At 70.7% G+C, this 14,609-nt stretch carries 9 protein-coding genes; 4 read left to right on the top strand and 5 right to left on the bottom strand.

The window, feature by feature from the left end; genetic code table 11:
• Positions 1 to 75: 75 nt before the first annotated feature.
• Positions 76 to 1,203: a glutamate 5-kinase gene (gene proB / locus DT019_RS12810; RefSeq protein ID WP_114036871.1), complete on the bottom strand. Its 1,128-nt coding sequence runs from the start codon at positions 1,201 to 1,203 to the stop codon at positions 76 to 78.
• A gap of 360 nt (positions 1,204 to 1,563) precedes the next feature.
• Here proB and DT019_RS12805 point away from each other — a divergent pair, with 360 nt between their 5' ends.
• Positions 1,564 to 3,717 (top strand): PIG-L family deacetylase, encoded by a 2,154-nt coding sequence (locus DT019_RS12805; protein ID WP_223279453.1) that lies wholly within the window; start codon positions 1,564 to 1,566, stop codon positions 3,715 to 3,717.
• A 71-nt stretch (positions 3,718 to 3,788) separates the two neighbouring features.
• Here DT019_RS12805 and DT019_RS12800 read toward each other — a convergent pair whose 3' ends face one another.
• From DT019_RS12800 to DT019_RS12790, 3 genes are read right to left on the bottom strand one after another with little or no spacing between them, the layout of a single operon-like run.
• Positions 3,789 to 4,217, bottom strand: coding sequence for a GtrA family protein (locus DT019_RS12800; RefSeq protein ID WP_114036869.1), 429 nt, complete (start codon positions 4,215 to 4,217; stop codon positions 3,789 to 3,791).
• Complete coding sequence (locus tag DT019_RS12795; RefSeq protein WP_114036931.1) at positions 4,217 to 5,206, bottom strand: glycosyltransferase family 2 protein; 990 nt, start codon at positions 5,204 to 5,206, stop codon at positions 4,217 to 4,219. The genes DT019_RS12800 and DT019_RS12795 overlap by 1 nt, the downstream gene beginning before the upstream one ends.
• A gap of 2 nt (positions 5,207 to 5,208) precedes the next feature.
• Positions 5,209 to 7,734 (bottom strand): YfhO family protein, encoded by a 2,526-nt coding sequence (locus tag DT019_RS12790; RefSeq protein WP_223279445.1) that lies wholly within the window; start codon positions 7,732 to 7,734, stop codon positions 5,209 to 5,211.
• A gap of 221 nt (positions 7,735 to 7,955) precedes the next feature.
• Here DT019_RS12790 and DT019_RS12785 point away from each other — a divergent pair, with 221 nt between their 5' ends.
• Genes DT019_RS12785 through DT019_RS12775 form a run of 3 tightly spaced genes read left to right on the top strand, consistent with a single transcriptional unit; the run spans position 7,956 to position 13,537 of the window.
• Positions 7,956 to 10,826 carry a CDP-glycerol glycerophosphotransferase family protein gene (locus DT019_RS12785; protein ID WP_114036868.1) on the top strand — a complete coding sequence of 957 codons (2,871 nt, stop codon included), beginning with the start codon at positions 7,956 to 7,958 and terminating at the stop codon, positions 10,824 to 10,826.
• Positions 10,823 to 11,989, top strand: a complete 1,167-nt coding sequence (locus DT019_RS12780) for a glycosyltransferase (RefSeq protein WP_114036867.1) — start codon at positions 10,823 to 10,825, stop codon at positions 11,987 to 11,989. The genes DT019_RS12785 and DT019_RS12780 overlap by 4 nt, the downstream gene beginning before the upstream one ends.
• A 24-nt stretch (positions 11,990 to 12,013) precedes the next feature.
• On the top strand, positions 12,014 to 13,537 hold the full coding sequence (locus tag DT019_RS12775) for a DUF6056 family protein (RefSeq protein WP_147267304.1): 1,524 nt from the start codon (positions 12,014 to 12,016) through the stop codon (positions 13,535 to 13,537).
• A 63-nt stretch (positions 13,538 to 13,600) separates the two neighbouring features.
• Here the strand turns inward: DT019_RS12775 and galE are convergent, their stop codons facing one another.
• Positions 13,601 to 14,584: a UDP-glucose 4-epimerase GalE gene (galE, locus tag DT019_RS12770; protein WP_114036865.1), complete on the bottom strand. Its 984-nt coding sequence runs from the start codon at positions 14,582 to 14,584 to the stop codon at positions 13,601 to 13,603.
• Positions 14,585 to 14,609: the final 25 nt, after the last annotated feature.

The following is a 14,609-nucleotide window of genomic DNA, read 5'->3' as shown; positions in this document are numbered from 1 at the left end:
AGTTGACCAGCCCGAGGCCGGGCGCGGGGTGGTTTTCCTGAAGGTGTCTGTCTTATGGCTGGACTTTCAGCCGTTTCAGGGGTGCAGGACGACCAGATCGTCCCTGTGTACGACTTCGCGCTCGTAGCCGGGGCCGAGTTCCTTGGCGAGGTCGTGGGTGGAGCGGCCGAGGAGTTGGGGGATCTCCTTGGCGTCGAAGGTGACGAGGCCGCGGGCGACTGCGCGGCCCTGGGGGTCGCGGAGTTCGACGGGGTCGCCGGCGGCGAAGTCGCCCTCGACGGCGGCGATTCCGGCGGGGAGCAGGGATTTGTGGCCTTCGACGATGGCGTGTACGGCTCCGTCGTCGAGGATGAGGGCGCCTTGGGGGGTGGAGGCGTGGGCGAGCCAGAGGAGGCGGTCGGCGGAGCGGCGGCCGGTGCGGTGGAAGTGGGTGCCGGTGGCGCGTCCGGCGAGTGCGTCGGCGGCCTGGCTGGCGGAGGTGAGGACGACGGGGATGCCGGCGGCGGCGGCGATGCGGGCGGCTTCGACCTTGGTGACCATGCCGCCGGTGCCGACGCCGGCCTTGCCGGCGCTGCCGATCTGGACGTGGGCGATGTCGGCCGGGCCGTGGACTTCGTCGATGCGTGAGGTGCCGGGTTTGGCGGGGTCGCCGTCGTAGAGGCCGTCGACGTCGGAGAGCAGGACGAGCAGGTCGGCGCGGACGAGGTGGGCGACGAGGGCGGCGAGCCGGTCGTTGTCGCCGAAGCGGATCTCGTCGGTGGCGACGGTGTCGTTCTCGTTGACGACGGGGAGGGCGCCCATGGCCAGGAGTTGGTCGAGGGTGCGGTAGGCGTTGCGGTAGTGGGCGCGGCGGCTGGTGTCGTCGGTGGTGAGCAGGACCTGTCCGACGCGGACGCCGTAGCGGGCGAAGGAGGCGGTGTAGCGGGCGACGAGGAGGCCTTGGCCGACGCTGGCGGCGGCTTGCTGGCGGGCGAGGTCGGTGGGGCGGCGGCGCAGGCCGAGTGGGGCGAGGCCGGCGGCGATGGCGCCGGAGGACACCAGGACGATCTCCTTCTCGCCGCCGCTGCGCGCCTTGGCGAGCACGTCCACGAGGGCGTCGACGCGGTCCGCGTCGAGGCCGCCGGAGGCGGTGGTGAGTGAGGAGGAGCCGATCTTGACTACGATTCTGCGGGCCTGTGCCACCTGCTGCCTTGCCACTGTCACACGGTGAAATCTATGTCAGGACGGGTGTCGGGCGCTTGGAAGTTCCAATCGGCGGACAGCCTCAACGTGACCGCGCAGAGAACCTTTAAGTTCGACAAAGTACGAAAACTGGGGAAGTGATGGCCCGAGGGGGTGCTGAAGCCCACACGTCCGTAGCTTGCTGTTTCGTACCAGCCGGGCAAATTTAGCGTCTGAAGTGAAACCTCCGCAGCCGCTTGGCCCTCCCTTCTGATGACCAGTCGAACAACTCCATGGTGGGTGCGGGGCGGGGCTCGGCTCACATGGACGCAACAAGGAGCGTGCCGGATGCCGTCGTCGCCGTCTCGTAGACGTCTGTTGCAAGTCGCCGGGGGCGGACTTGTGGCGGCGCCTCTTGCCTACGGAGGATGGCAGTGGCTGGCACCGCGGGGCGGGGCGGGGGTGCAGGGCCCGTCCACCGGGACGACGACGGGGAAGCCGGCGTCCGCGGCGCCGGACCAGGCGTATCTGCATGTGATCGCGCATGCCGACGACGGCATCTACTTCATGAATCCGGATCTGGAGCAGTCGATCCGCAGCGGCGCCCTGTCGGTGACGGTGTGCATGACCAGTGGCGAGTCGGACGGCCGCAACGCGGCGCCGAAGAGCCCGCAGTTCAAGTCGCTGCCGACGGACCGGCCGGGTTTCGCGCGGGCCCGGATCAATGGGCTGCGGGCCGCCCACGCGTTGATGGCGACGGGTGACGACAACAGTCCGTGGTCGGTGGAGCCGGTGGAGCTGCTGCCGGGGTTCCGCTCGGAGCTGCACTATCTGCGGGCGGCTCCGCACTGCCAGTTGATCTACATGGGGTTGTGCGAGGCGCGCTATGTGAGCGTGCCGCGTCCGGTGAGCATGCGGGGTCTGTGGCTGGGCGCGATCGAGCAGCTGCCGACGCTGCCGGGCACGGGCAGCACGGTGCGGATGCCGCGCGCCTATACGCGGGACCAGCTCACGGACGCGCTCGCGGCGGCGATCGCGCGGGTCAATCCCACGGTGATACGCACCCTTGACCCCACGCCCCTGCATGCTCCGCGCGAGACGGTGGCGATGATGAGCGCGCCGACGATACTGCGCGGGCTGAGCTATCTGGACCACCAGGACCACACCGCGTCGGCCCGTTTCATGCAGGCGGCGATGGAGCGGTACTGGGGTGCGGGCAAGGGCCGTGCCGCGTCGGTGACCAACTACTTCGGCTATCCGACGAACTACACGCCGCCGTCCCTGGACGCGGCGACGACCCGGCGCACGGCCCAGCTCCTGAACGCGTACGGCTGGGTGGACCACCGGGACTGCGGTGACCCGTCGGGCTGCGGCGACCTGAAGGTGGGCCCGAACGGGCTGAAGGCGGGCGGGGCCGGCTGGGCGCGTGGCACGCGGACCCGCACGCCGGGGACCTCGCGCTGGATCGCGCCGCTGAAGGACGGCCGTCTGGCGGCGTTCTCGGTGCTGAACGGCGCGGTGCGCTGCTGGGTGGAGCGGGCGGCGGGCAAGGGGCCGTGGGCGGGGCCGTTCGACGTGGTGGGCAGCGCGGGCTCGCCGCTGGATCCGCAGGTGGAGGTGGTGCGCCACGCGGACGGAACGCTTCAGCTGTTCGCGACGCGTACGGTCCTGCCGTTCAAGGGCGAGAAGCACCACAAGGAGCTGGTGTGCGTCCTGCAGAGCGGGACGGGCGCCGACGGGGTGCCCAGGTTCGGCGCGTGGAGTTCGCTCGGCACTCCGGACGCGGCGCCCGACAAGTCGCTGGAGACGGGTTTCCCGGCGACCGCGCTGGCGCCGGACGGCACCGTGCATGTGCTGGCGCGGAACTGGGCGGGCGATGTGGCGCTGCGCAGCGGCCGGGGCGGCAAGGACTGGGGGCCCTGGCAGCTTCTGGACCATCCGCCGGGCAAGCAGCCTCCGCATCCGCTGGTGGTGGAGGGGATCGACGCGCTGGTCGATCCGTCGGGCCGGCTGCACGTGGCGGCTCCGGTCGCCAAGACGGTGCTGCACTGGGTGTCGCCGTCGCCGGGTGAGGTGCCGAAGCTGTCGGCGCCGACGGGTCTGACGCCGTCGGGCAGCGCGGTGAGTCTGGTCGCGGACGGCAAGGGCGGCGCGTCGGCCGTCTACCGTCAGGCGGGCACGGCCCAGGTGGCGGTCGCCTCGCCGGGTGGTCCGGGCGGTGCGTGGACGGTGGCGCGGCGTACTCCGGCGGGCGGCTACGGCCGGGTCACCGCGTACCGGCTCAGCGGGAGCGGCGGCACGCTGGTGCTGGCGGCCCGGGACAACGGGGGCCGGGTGGTTCCGTCGTCGGAGGAGTCGGCGCAGGCGGCGGGCTGGGAGAGTCCGGGTGTGCAGTTCGTGGGGATACCGGGCGCGGCGCAGGACTCGTCGGGGCGGGCCGTGCTCGCGGTGATCGGCACGGACGGCCAGTTGTACGCGTCCCGTCAGACCAGGCCGGGTGCCCGGTTCGGCGAGTGGGTGCCGGCGGTGAAGGAGAGCGCGGGCAGCCGTGTCTAGCGGGAGCGCGCGCAAGGGGCGGACACCGTCGGTGTCCGCCCCCCTTGCGTGTCGCGTCGCGCGGGTGCGAGCTACTTCACCGGTATCTTCGGCGCGACCGGTACGGCCTCGCCCGCCTCGCGGTGCCCCGGCACGAGGATCTTGCGGGACAGCACATAGGTGAACGGGATCGCCACGACGGCGGCGACCAGCGGGGCGATCGTCTTGTTCATCCCGACCCAGTGCACCAGGGCGAACAGGCCCGCGCTCTGCACCACAAAGTTGGTGACGTTGGTGAGCGGGAAGAGGAGGAACTTCTTCCAGGACGGCTTGGTGCGGTAGGTGAAGTAGGTGTTGAGGAAGAACGAGCCGACCATGCTGAGCAGGAAGGCGATGGTGTACGCGACGAAGTACGGCAGGTGCGCGAGGTGAAGCAGCGGCCAGTAGAAGGCGTAGAAGGTGCAGGTGTTGACGCCGCCGACGAAGCCGAAGCGGATCACCTGACCGAGCTGACTGGGCATCAGATCACCTTGTGGGGCTGGTCGTTGCGCCGCACCTCGCGGCGCTCGACGCCCTCGCGCTCGCCCGGGAAGCCGTGCGCCTCCTTGACCAGGAAGTGCGGGCGGCGCTTGGTCTCGTAGTAGATGCGGCCGATGTACTCGCCGATCAGGCCGAGCATCACCATCTGGACGCCGCCGAGACCGACGATGATCGCGACGAGGGTGGTGTAGCCCGGCTGGCCGGGGCCGTTGGTGATGGCGTCGATGACGATCCACAGCGCGTACGCGGCGCCGATCCCGGCCAGGACCATGCCGAGCCAGATCGCGATGCGCAGCGGGCGGTTGTTGAAGGAGATCAGGCCGTCCATGCCGTAGTTCAGCAGGGAGCCGAACTTCCACTTGGTCTCGCCGGCCTCGCGCTGCGCGTTCTGGTAGTCGAAGGTGACGGTGTCGAAGCCGATCCAGGAGAACAGGCCCTTGGAGAAGCGGTTGTACTCGCCGAGGGAGAGCAGCGCGTCCACGGCGGGCCGCGACAGCATGCGGAAGTCGCCGACGCCGTCGGTGAGTTCGACGTCGACCCACTTGTTGACCGCGCGGTAGTAGAGGCGGCTCAGGGCGGAGCGGACCTTCTTGTCGCCTTCGCGGGTGCGGCGGGCGATGATCTGGTCGTGGCCCAGCTGGTAGAGGTCGAGCATCCGCTCGATGAGCTCCGGCGGGTGCTGGAGGTCGGCGTCCATGATGACCACGGCGTCGCCGGTGGCCTCGCGCAGCCCGGCGAGCATGCCGGCCTCCTTGCCGAAGTTGCGGCTGAAGGAGACGTAGCGGGTGGCGTCGGGGTACTTCTCGGCGAGCGCCCGCAGGTGCACGAGCGTCTTGTCGCGGCTGCCGTCGTCCACGTAGCAGATCTCGTACTCGATCGCGAGGGTGTCGAGCACGCTGCGGGTCTTGGCGTCGAATTGGTCGATGACCGCTTCTTCGTTGTAACAGGGGACGACGACCGACAGCTTCATCATCAGTGCTTTCCAGTAGAGGAGCGGCAGGTGCGGGTGCGGAGCGCCCCACCGATGGCGACAGCGAGCAGGGTGGCGAGTGCCAGACCGCTCACCGCCAGTCCGGACTTCAGCCCGGGAGTATGGTACGAGCAGGCGACGCGGGAGCCACTCCCGGCCAGTTCCACGGCGATCAGCCCACCGAGCGTACCGGGGGTTGTCGCCGCCCGGCCGTCCGCCCGGCACTGCCAGCCGTCGACGGCGGGAACCGCGATGACGGCCGTGCCGGTGGTGCCGGGGCGGAAGTCGGCTTCGATGGAGTGGCCGCCGGCCGTGATGCGGGCCGGGCCGGTGGCCTTCAGTGTGTCGACCACCTTGTCGAGTGTCCCACGCTGGTAGCAGCCGAGCGGGGTGCGGGGAATGTCCTGGGCCCGGTCGGAGGCGAACGTCACGGTGAAGGTGCCGCCGCCGGGGACGTCGGCCAGGGGGAGCACGCCGGGATTGGCCATGGGCCGCACGGGGTCGGGGCGCAGGGTGACGCCGAGTGCGCGGACGGTGCCGGAATACCAGGGCGCGTACAGCTGGGCCGTGCTGCCGGGGGCGCACCGGGCGGTGAAGGTGCTGGTCCCGGCGGGCAGGTGCAGGGTGGTGCCCGTCCCGGGGGTGAGGGGCGGTGTGGTGTAGAGGGGGGCGCCGAGCACCCGGTTGCGGCGCGCGAACAGGGAGGCGTCGGGGGTCGCCGAGTCCAGGGGCATGCCGGGCGGGCGCAGCGTGACGACGGGCGGGGCGTCCTCGGTGACCTGGACGAATCCGTGCGGCGCGGTGGCCGAGCTGTCCAGGTGGCTGGCGATGCCCATGATCGCGCGGCCCACCGGGTCGGTGAAGGACAGCAGGTGGCGCCCGCCTATCTCCCAGCCGGCGCCGAGGTCGTGCAGGGTGCTCGCGGTCCGGGCGGGCACGTAGCTGCTGTAGTACGAGCCGCCCTGGCCGCCCAGGAGCATGGGGTCGTTGTCGGCGAACTCGTGCCGGCCGGGGTCGCTGCGCTCGGTGGGCCAGGCGTCGTGGGCGCGTACGGCGGAGCGGGCGGCCAGCGCGTCGGCGTCCAGGGTGGTCCGGGGCTGCCAGAAGCTCTGCCGGTCGCGGATGTCGCTGGTCGACCAGGCGGCGCCCGTGGTCCCCAGGAGGACGACCGCGGCCAGCGCGCACAGGAGCGGGGTGCGCGGCCCGCGGCGGTGCAGCAGCCACAGCAGCGCGCCCGACGCGGCGAGCCCGGCCAGGGTGAGGATCCAGGTGGCCGCGGACATGTACGCGCTGGTGCTCGCGGCGGCGAGCAGCGCCAGCAGGAGGCCGGCGCCCGACAGGAGCTCGCGGGGGCCGGGGCTGTGCGTCAGGGCGAGCCAGGCGATGGCGATCAGGATCGCGGTCAGCGCCAGGGCGGCGCGGTAGGGGCTGCCGTTGGGCATGGCGAGGCCGTGCCAGAGCAGGACGGTCGGCTGCCAGGTGTAGGAGAGCGCGACGAGGACGGCCAGCGCGCACCAGGCGGCGCGTTCGCGGCGGGCCACCGTGCGCAGGAAGGGGAAGGTGAGCACGAGGAGCAGGGCCAGGATGCCGACGCAGGCCCGGGGCGCGCTCGTGAAGTAGCCGCCGGGCAGCAGGTGGGCCAGGTAGTCGCGGGCGTCGGGCGCCCCGTCCCAGGCGGCGTCGGGAGAGGGCTGGGTGGCGCGGCTGGCCAGGTAGGGGACGGTGACGACGGGCCCGGCGAGCAGGACACCGGTGACGATCATGCCGGTGGCCCGCAGCAGGGCCCGGCCGCGTTCGCGCGGCGGACGCGCGTCCAGGAGGAGCCGTACCAGCAGGACCAGGCCCATGCCGAGGGTGGCCATGGCGGCGGTGTAGAAGTTCCCGGCCCAGCAGACGGTGACCAGGAGGGTGCCGGCGACCCAGCGCCGCCGGTGCAGCGCCCAGTCGGTGGCGATGCCGATGAGGGGGCACGAGAGGAGGCCCCACATCCACATGGGATCGGACCAGCCGTCGAACGTCACCCAGCCGCTCATCCCGTAGCCGACGGCGAGGATCGCCCGCGGCCAGGGCGGCCCGGGGCGCAGCCGGTCGAGGAAGACCGTCATCAGGGCGGTGCCCAGGCCGATGCTGAGCAGCGTGACCAGGAAGACGCCGAGCTCCAGGCCGTCGCGGGGGAAGAGCGCGACGAGCCAGGAGAACGGGTTCATCAGATAGGTGAGGAAGTCGGCGAGGAAGGGGACGCCGTAGCCGCTGTCCCAGTTGAAGAGGAGGTCGCCGCCGCCCTGCCCGTGCAGGAGGTCCCACAGGTGGGCGTGGAAGGGCACGAACTGGTTGCCGAGGTCGTTGACGGCCCGCGAGCGCCCGCCGAAGGGATAGGTCCCGCGCAGCGCCGTGGCCAGGCAGTACGCGCCCATCGCGGCGAGCGCGGCGGCGGCGGGCGCGACCCGGGCAGCGCGGGATGCCGCCCGTGCGGGGCGGGATCCCGTGCTGCCCGGGTCGCGGGCCGGGCGGGGCAAGGTCTTCAGCACCCCGGCTCCCTGGTGCGTTCGGTTCGGTTCTCCACGCTTCTCCCTATAGAGGGGTGGGGCCTCGCGGGGGTTGCTTTCGCGCCACACATTCGGGTGACACACCGCGACGGCCCTGACGACGCCCCTTTTGCGGGGCGGCCGGGCGGGGCCGGGCGGCTGCACGGCACGTCACGAATACCAGGTAGCGTTGAAGCGCCTGCGAGTAGAACAAGTGGATTGAGGTGCCAGTGCCTGACGTCTCCGTGATCGTCATCGTCTACAACGACGCAGATCGCCTGCCGACGGCTGTCCAATCGGTCTTGGACCAGACGTTGAACAGCGTCGAGGTCCTGATCGTCGACGACTGCAGCACCGACAGCTCCTTCGAGGTCGCACGGGCCCTGGAAGCCTCCCACGCCGGCCGGGTGCGCGCCTTCCAGCTGCCCGAGAACAGCGGCGCCGGCGGCGAGCCGCGCAACGTGGGCATCGGCCATGCCACCGGCCGCTACATCATGTTCCTGGACAGCGACGACGTGCTGGAGCACAACGCCTGCCGGAACCTCCTGGAGGCCGCGGAACAGACGCAGGCAGACATCGTTTCCGGCCTTTGTGTACGCCTCACGCAGGGCACCCGCACCACGAAGCGCACCGAGTGGTACCCGTGGCTCTACCGGACCACGCGCACCCTGGAGTCGATCACCGAGCTCCCCGACCTGTTCGTGTGGGACACCCTCTCCACCAACAAGTGCTACCGCCGCGAGTTCCTCCTCGACAACGACCTGCGCTTCCCCAAGGGCATGTTCTACGAGGACCTGATGTTCATCGCCGAGGCCTACCTCGCCGCGAACCGCATCACCCTCATTCCCAACCAGGTCTATTTCTGGAACGTGCACGAGAAGGCGGCCGTGAAGTCGGTCACCAACCGGCGCCACGAGATGACCAACTACGAGCACCGCCTGGAGATCCACCGGCGGATCGAGGCGCTCCTGGAGGACAACGACCTGCACGGGCTGCGGCTCGCCAAGGACGTCAAGTTCCTCAAGCACGACCTGGTCCTGCACCTGCGGGACCTGCCGCACCGTGACGAGGAGTACCGGGCGGAGTTCGCCGAGCTGTCGCGCGAGTACCTGGCGGACCTCTCGCCGGAGGCGTACGACAGTGTGCTGCCCATCCAGGCGATCTGCTCCTACCTGCTCCAGCGGGGCGACTGGGCCAACCTGCTGCCCGCCGTGGACGCGCTGATCCGCCGCAACACCGTGACGTCGCCGCTGATCGAGCGGGACGGCCGGATCTACTGGTGCGGCGAGCACCTCGACACCGACGAGGGCCGCAAGTTCCTGGACGTGACGGAGCTCGGCTACCACACCCGTCCGCTGACCCAGCTGGCGCTCGGCAACCGCCTGACCTCGTACGCGGACGACGGGCGCGGCAAGGTGCGGCTCGGCGGCTCGGTCGTCAATCCGCTGGGCCGCGTCCGGCCGGACGCCAAGCTGAGCGGCACCCTGGAGTTCCGGGCCCGCCGCGCCAGCCTGCAGTCCTTCCGGTTCCCGCTGTCCTCGCTGCGGCACGCGGGCCAGACGCTCGACTGGACGGCCGAGGCCGACCTGGCCCGCAAGCTGCGCCCGCTCGGCATCATCGACGTGGTCTGGGACGTGTGGGTCAACCTGACCGTCGACGGCGAGAGTGTGCCGACGCGGCTCGGCGCCGGCCGCATCGAGCTGGAGAACGCGCGGCCGCTGCGCATCCGGCCGCGCCTCACCCGCCTGGTCGCCGACCGCCTGGTGCCGGAGATCTCCGCCAAGGGCAACCTGTCCTACCTGCTGACGGCCGAGGGCCAGGCCTCCGTCCGCACCCAGGAGCTGATCGGCGAGGCGCTCCAGAGCAAGGCCGCCTCGCTGGCCAAGAAGGGCCTGCGCAAGGCCCGCAAGGCCAAGAAGGACCTCAACTCGGGCGACACCAAGATCCGCGTGTACCACGAGGTGTTCTCCAAGCTGCCGATCCGCAAGGGTCTGGTGGTCTTCGAGAGCCACATGGGCAAGCAGTTCAGCGACAGCCCGAAGGCGATCTACGAGGAGATGCGCCGCCGGGGCGTGCAGTTCGAGGCGGTGTGGTCCTACGACGGCGCCAAGCCGACCGGGTTCCCCAAGGACGCCACCCTGGTCAAGCGGTGGAGCTACCCGTATCTGCGGGCGCTGGCGCAGGCCGAGTTCTGGGTCGACAACCAGGGCTTCCCGATGAAGCTCACCAAGCGGCCCGGCACCACGTACATCCAGACCTGGCACGGCAGCGCGCTCAAGCGGATGGGCTTCGACGTGCCGCAGATGAAGCTGCTGAACCGGGCCGGCCAGGCCCACCACCAGAAGGTCCTGGACCGCTTCGACCACTTCCTGATCCGTTCCGAGCACGACGTGCGCACCCTGGCCAGCGGCTTCCGGCTGCGCGACGAGGTGCTGCTGCGCGTCGGCTACCCGCGCAACGACGCCCTGGTGGCGGCGCGCGAGCAGGAGAAGGAGACCGGCGAGCGGGTGCGCGGCCCGATCGCCGAGCAGCTCGGTATCGCCGCCGACAAGACGGTGCTGCTGTACGCGCCGACGTTCCGCGCCTCGGAGTCGGGCGCCGTCAAGAAGTTCGAACTTCCCTTTGACGTCGAGGAGTTCGCGGAGCGCTTCGGCGACCGGTACACCCTTCTGATCCGCTCGCACTACCTGAACCAGGTGGTCCTGCCGCCCTCGGTGCGCGGCAAGGTCATCGACGTCTCGCAGGGCCACGACATCACGCCGCTGCTGGCCCTGGCCGACGGTCTCATCACCGACTATTCGTCCCTGATGTTCGACTATGCTCTGCTCGACCGTCCCATGATCTTCTTCGCGTACGACTACGAGGAGTACGCGAACGAGACCCGCGGCACCTACTTCGATCTGCGGGACAAGGCGCCGGGCCCGGTCGTGGCCACCGAGAGCGAGCTGTTCGCGACGGTGGACGGCCTCAAGGCCGCGGACACCGACTTCGCCGGGGCCCGTGAGCGGTTCGCCACCGAATTCGGCGAGTACGACCAGGGCACCGCGGCCCAGCAGATCGTCTCCAAGTTCTTCACTCCCGGGAGCGGTAAGTGACTGAAGTGACCGCCACGGACGGCGGCCGTGACATCTTCCTCGTCTCCAACGCCGTCAACGAGCTGGGCGGTGTGACCACCTGGTCGCACCAGATGGCCCGCCTGTTCGTGGAGCGCGGCAACCGGGTCCACGTCATCGGCATCACCCCGCCGTCGGTGCCGTTCGAGCTGGACGACGACCTGCCGTACGCGACGACGACGCTGTACGACGCGCACCCGCCGTCGGCCGGCCGCTCGCGCGGCATCAAGGGCCGGCTGAACGTCGTCGAGCACCGGCGCCGCGCCGCCCGCACCGCGGGCATGCACGCCCAGGCCGCGAAGATGACCCGGCTGTTCCAGCAGGCCCGGCCGGGCGCCATCGTGATCGTCACCCAGGTGTGGGCGATGGAGTGGGTGGCGCTCGCCGACACCGCGGGCCTGACCGTCATCGGCATGACCCACGAGTCGTACGAGACGTGCCGCAAGTCCTCGCGCTTCGGCCGGGTCAAGAAGTTCTACAAGGACGTCGACCGGATGCTCGCGCTGACCCGCGAGGACGCCGACCTGTGGGCCCTTCAGCGCCTGGACAACGTGGGCTTCATGCCCAACCCGCTGCCGTTCTTCCCCGAGGTGCCCTCGCCGCGCACCGAGAAGCACGTGGTCAGCATCGGCCGGCTGCACGAGGAGAAGGGCACCGACCTGCTCCTGGACGCCTGGTCCGAGGTGGCTCCGGTGCACCCTGATTGGACGCTGCGGATCTACGGCTCGGGCTCCGACGAGGAGGCGCTGCGCCGCCAGTGCACCGAGCTCGGCCTGGACGGCTCGGTGGAGTGGATGGGCCGCACCGACGACCCGGCGGGCGCACTGCGCGACGCCTCGGTCTTCACGCTCGCCTCGCGCGGCGAGGGCTTCCCGCTGTCCCTGATGGAGTCGATGGCGACCGCCGTGCCGTGTGTCGCCTTCGACGTCGCCCCCGGCATCCACGAGATCATCCGGGACGGCGAGGACGGTCTGCTCGCCCCGCCCGGCAACACGCACGTCTTCGCCCGCCGTCTCAGCAGCCTCCTGGCCGACCAGGAGCTGCGCGACCGGCTCGGCGAGGCGGCCCGTGAGAACATCCAGCGCTACCGGACCGAGGAGATCGTCCGGCGCTGGGAGTCGCTTTTCGACCTGCTCCAGCGCTGACCGTCCCCGAGACCCCCTGGAATCATGAACTCATCGACCACTGTGGCCGCCGACGACAGCGCGGCCCCGGCGCCGAGCGCCGCCGCGGACCGCCCCGAGCGGTCGGGGGCCCGTAGAGCTCTGCTGTGGACCGCGGGCATAATCACCGCCGTCTCCGGCATCCTGCTGTCCGTCGGCTCCTTCCTCGGCCTGTACGTGCGCCCCACGTCCGACGACTGGTGCGCGGCCTGGAAGTCCCGGGACATGGGCGTCTTCGGGATCACCTCCGACTTCTACAACACCCAGAACGGGCGGGTCACCAACGCCTTCCTGAGCGGGATCATCTACTCGGACGGCCTGGCCGGCATCAAGGTGCTTCCGGTGATCCTCGTGGTCACGATGGGCGTCGGCCTGGTGCTGCTGGGCCGTGAGATCCTGCGGGCGTTCGGCACCCGGGCGCCGCTGCTGCTGCTCGTGGCGGTGGCGATGGTCCTGGAGGCGCTGCTGTTCTTCGCGGGCACCCGCTCCTACCAGGTGCTCCTGTGGACCCCGGCGACGATCTCGCACACGATGCCGTTCATCATCGCCCTGTGGGCGCTCCTGTTCGGCATCTGGGCGTTCCGCACCGGCCGCAAGGCGCTGCGCAACACCGCCCTGGTGGTGACCGCGCTGGTGGGCTTCGCGATCGGCACGCTCAGCGAGCCGTTCACGGTGGTCAGCTGCGTGCTGGTGGGCACGGCCGCGCTGGTGTGCCTGCCGCGGCTGAAGGTCGCCCGCACGTGGTACCCGTTCACCTGGTCCGCGGTGTACTGCGGGGCGGCCGTGATCGGCCTGACCTTCCTGTACACCTCGCCGGGTGCCCGCTGGCGCCGGGCGCAGACCCCGCCGACGAAGATGAGCGTCGGCGACGTGTTCAAGGACTACTTCCACATCTGGGACACGATCCTGCACCAGTGGATCTACCTGGGCGCCATCGCCGCGGGCCTGCTCCTCGGCCTCGCCGTGGCCCTGCTCGCGCCGCGCCGCGAGGCACCGGCCGCCCACCGTCCGCCGGTCGCGATGCTGCGCGTGATCGCCGTGCTTCCGGTGCCGTTGATGGCGCTGTGCACGCTGCTCGTGGCGTACGCGCTGCGCAGCGGCTACGGGCCGACGGGCTGGACGTACGCCCGCACCTGGATGAACTTCATGATCCCGCTGGTGATCGCGCTGTGCGGGTACGGCGTGCTGCTCGGCCACTGGGCCGGCCGGCGCATCGTCGAGCGCCGGGCGCCGCGTCTGGTGCCGATCGTGGCGACGGTCCTGGTCGGCGCGTTCGCGCTGTCGGCGACCGCGGCGCTGGTGCCGTCGGTGCAGAAGCTCGCCGTCTCGACGGTGTACCGCAGCATCGCCTGGGACAAGCAGAACGCGAAGATCCGCTCGGAGATCGCCAACGGCGAGACGGACGTGGCGTACAAGCCGATGTACATCGGTTCGCTCGCCGAGCCGTTCTTCACCAAGAACTACAAGCGCGACTGGGTCGCCCAGTGCACCTCGAAGTTCTACGGCGTGGACCGCATCCACAAGCAGTGACGTAGACACGGAGGAGGGGCGCCCCGGAGGAGATCCGGGGCGCCCCTTTTCCGTGTCCGGGTCTCAGACGGCGTCGCGGTGGTGGCGCCAGCCCGCCCACGCCGAGGAGATCATGGAGCGCACGTCGTGGTGGGCCTTCCAGCCCAGTTCCTCGGCGATGCGGTCGGCGGAGGCGACGACGCGCGCCGGGTCGCCCGCGCGGCGCGGGTGGACCTCGGGGGCGATGCCGCGGCCGCTGATCTCGTTGATGAGGTCGACCATCTCGCGCACCGAAACGCCTTCGCCGCGGCCGATGTTGACGGTCAGGTCGCGGAAGTCGCTCGCCTGCGCGGACTCGGCGAGCTTGCGGGCGGCGGCCAGGTGCGCGTCCGCGAGGTCCTCGACGTGGATGTAGTCGCGCACACAGGTGCCGTCGGGGGTCTCGTAGTCGTCGCCGAAGATGCGCGGCGGCTCGCCGTCCTCCAGCTTCTCGAACACCATCGGTACGAGGTTGAAGACGCCGGTGTCGGCGAGTTCGGGGGTGGCGGTGCCCGCCACGTTGAAGTAGCGCAGGCAGCCGGTGGCGATGCCGTGGGCCTTGCCGGCCGCGCGGACCAGCCACTCGCCTGCCAGCTTGGTCTCGCCGTACGGGCTCATCGGCAGGCAGGGGGTGGCCTCGGTGACGAGGTCGACGTCCGGCATCCCGTACACGGAGGCGGACGAGGAGAACAGGAAGGTGCGCACGCCCGCCTCGGCGACGGCCTCCAGGAGCACGGTCAGCCCGAACACGTTCTCCCGGTAGTAGTGCAGCGGGATCTCGACGGACTCGCCGACCTGCTTCTTGCCCGCGAGGTGCACCACCCCGGTGACCTCGTGCTCGGCGAGGGTGCGGTCCAGGAGCGCGCGGTCCAGGACGGAGCCGACCACCAGCGGCACACCCTGCGGCAGACGGGCCGCGTCACCGGTGGAGAGGTCGTCGAGCACGACGACGCGCTCCCCCGCCGCCGTCATGGCCCGCACGACATGGGAACCGATGTATCCGGCGCCACCAGTGATCAGAAAAGTCATATGCGCGTCCTCGTCGTCATCGCGT

This window comes from Streptomyces sp. SDr-06 (genome assembly GCF_003324565.1).
In the GTDB taxonomy this organism is placed as follows: domain Bacteria; phylum Actinomycetota; class Actinomycetes; order Streptomycetales; family Streptomycetaceae; genus Streptomyces.
Note: the sequence above shows the minus strand (reverse complement) of the source record. Positions and strands in the feature narration are given on the sequence as shown.

What these genes read in the sequence shown, in the direction of transcription:
- DT019_RS12800 (WP_114036869.1), bottom strand. Translation starts at nt 4,217, where the DNA reads ATGCCCAGTCAGCTCGGTCAGGTGATCCGCTTCGGCTTCGTCGGCGGC.
- DT019_RS12795 (WP_114036931.1), bottom strand. Translation starts at nt 5,206, where the DNA reads ATGAAGCTGTCGGTCGTCGTCCCCTGTTACAACGAAGAAGCGGTCATC.
- DT019_RS12775 (WP_147267304.1), top strand. Translation starts at nt 12,014, where the DNA reads ATGAACTCATCGACCACTGTGGCCGCCGACGACAGCGCGGCCCCGGCG.
- galE (WP_114036865.1), bottom strand. Translation starts at nt 14,584, where the DNA reads ATGACTTTTCTGATCACTGGTGGCGCCGGATACATCGGTTCCCATGTC.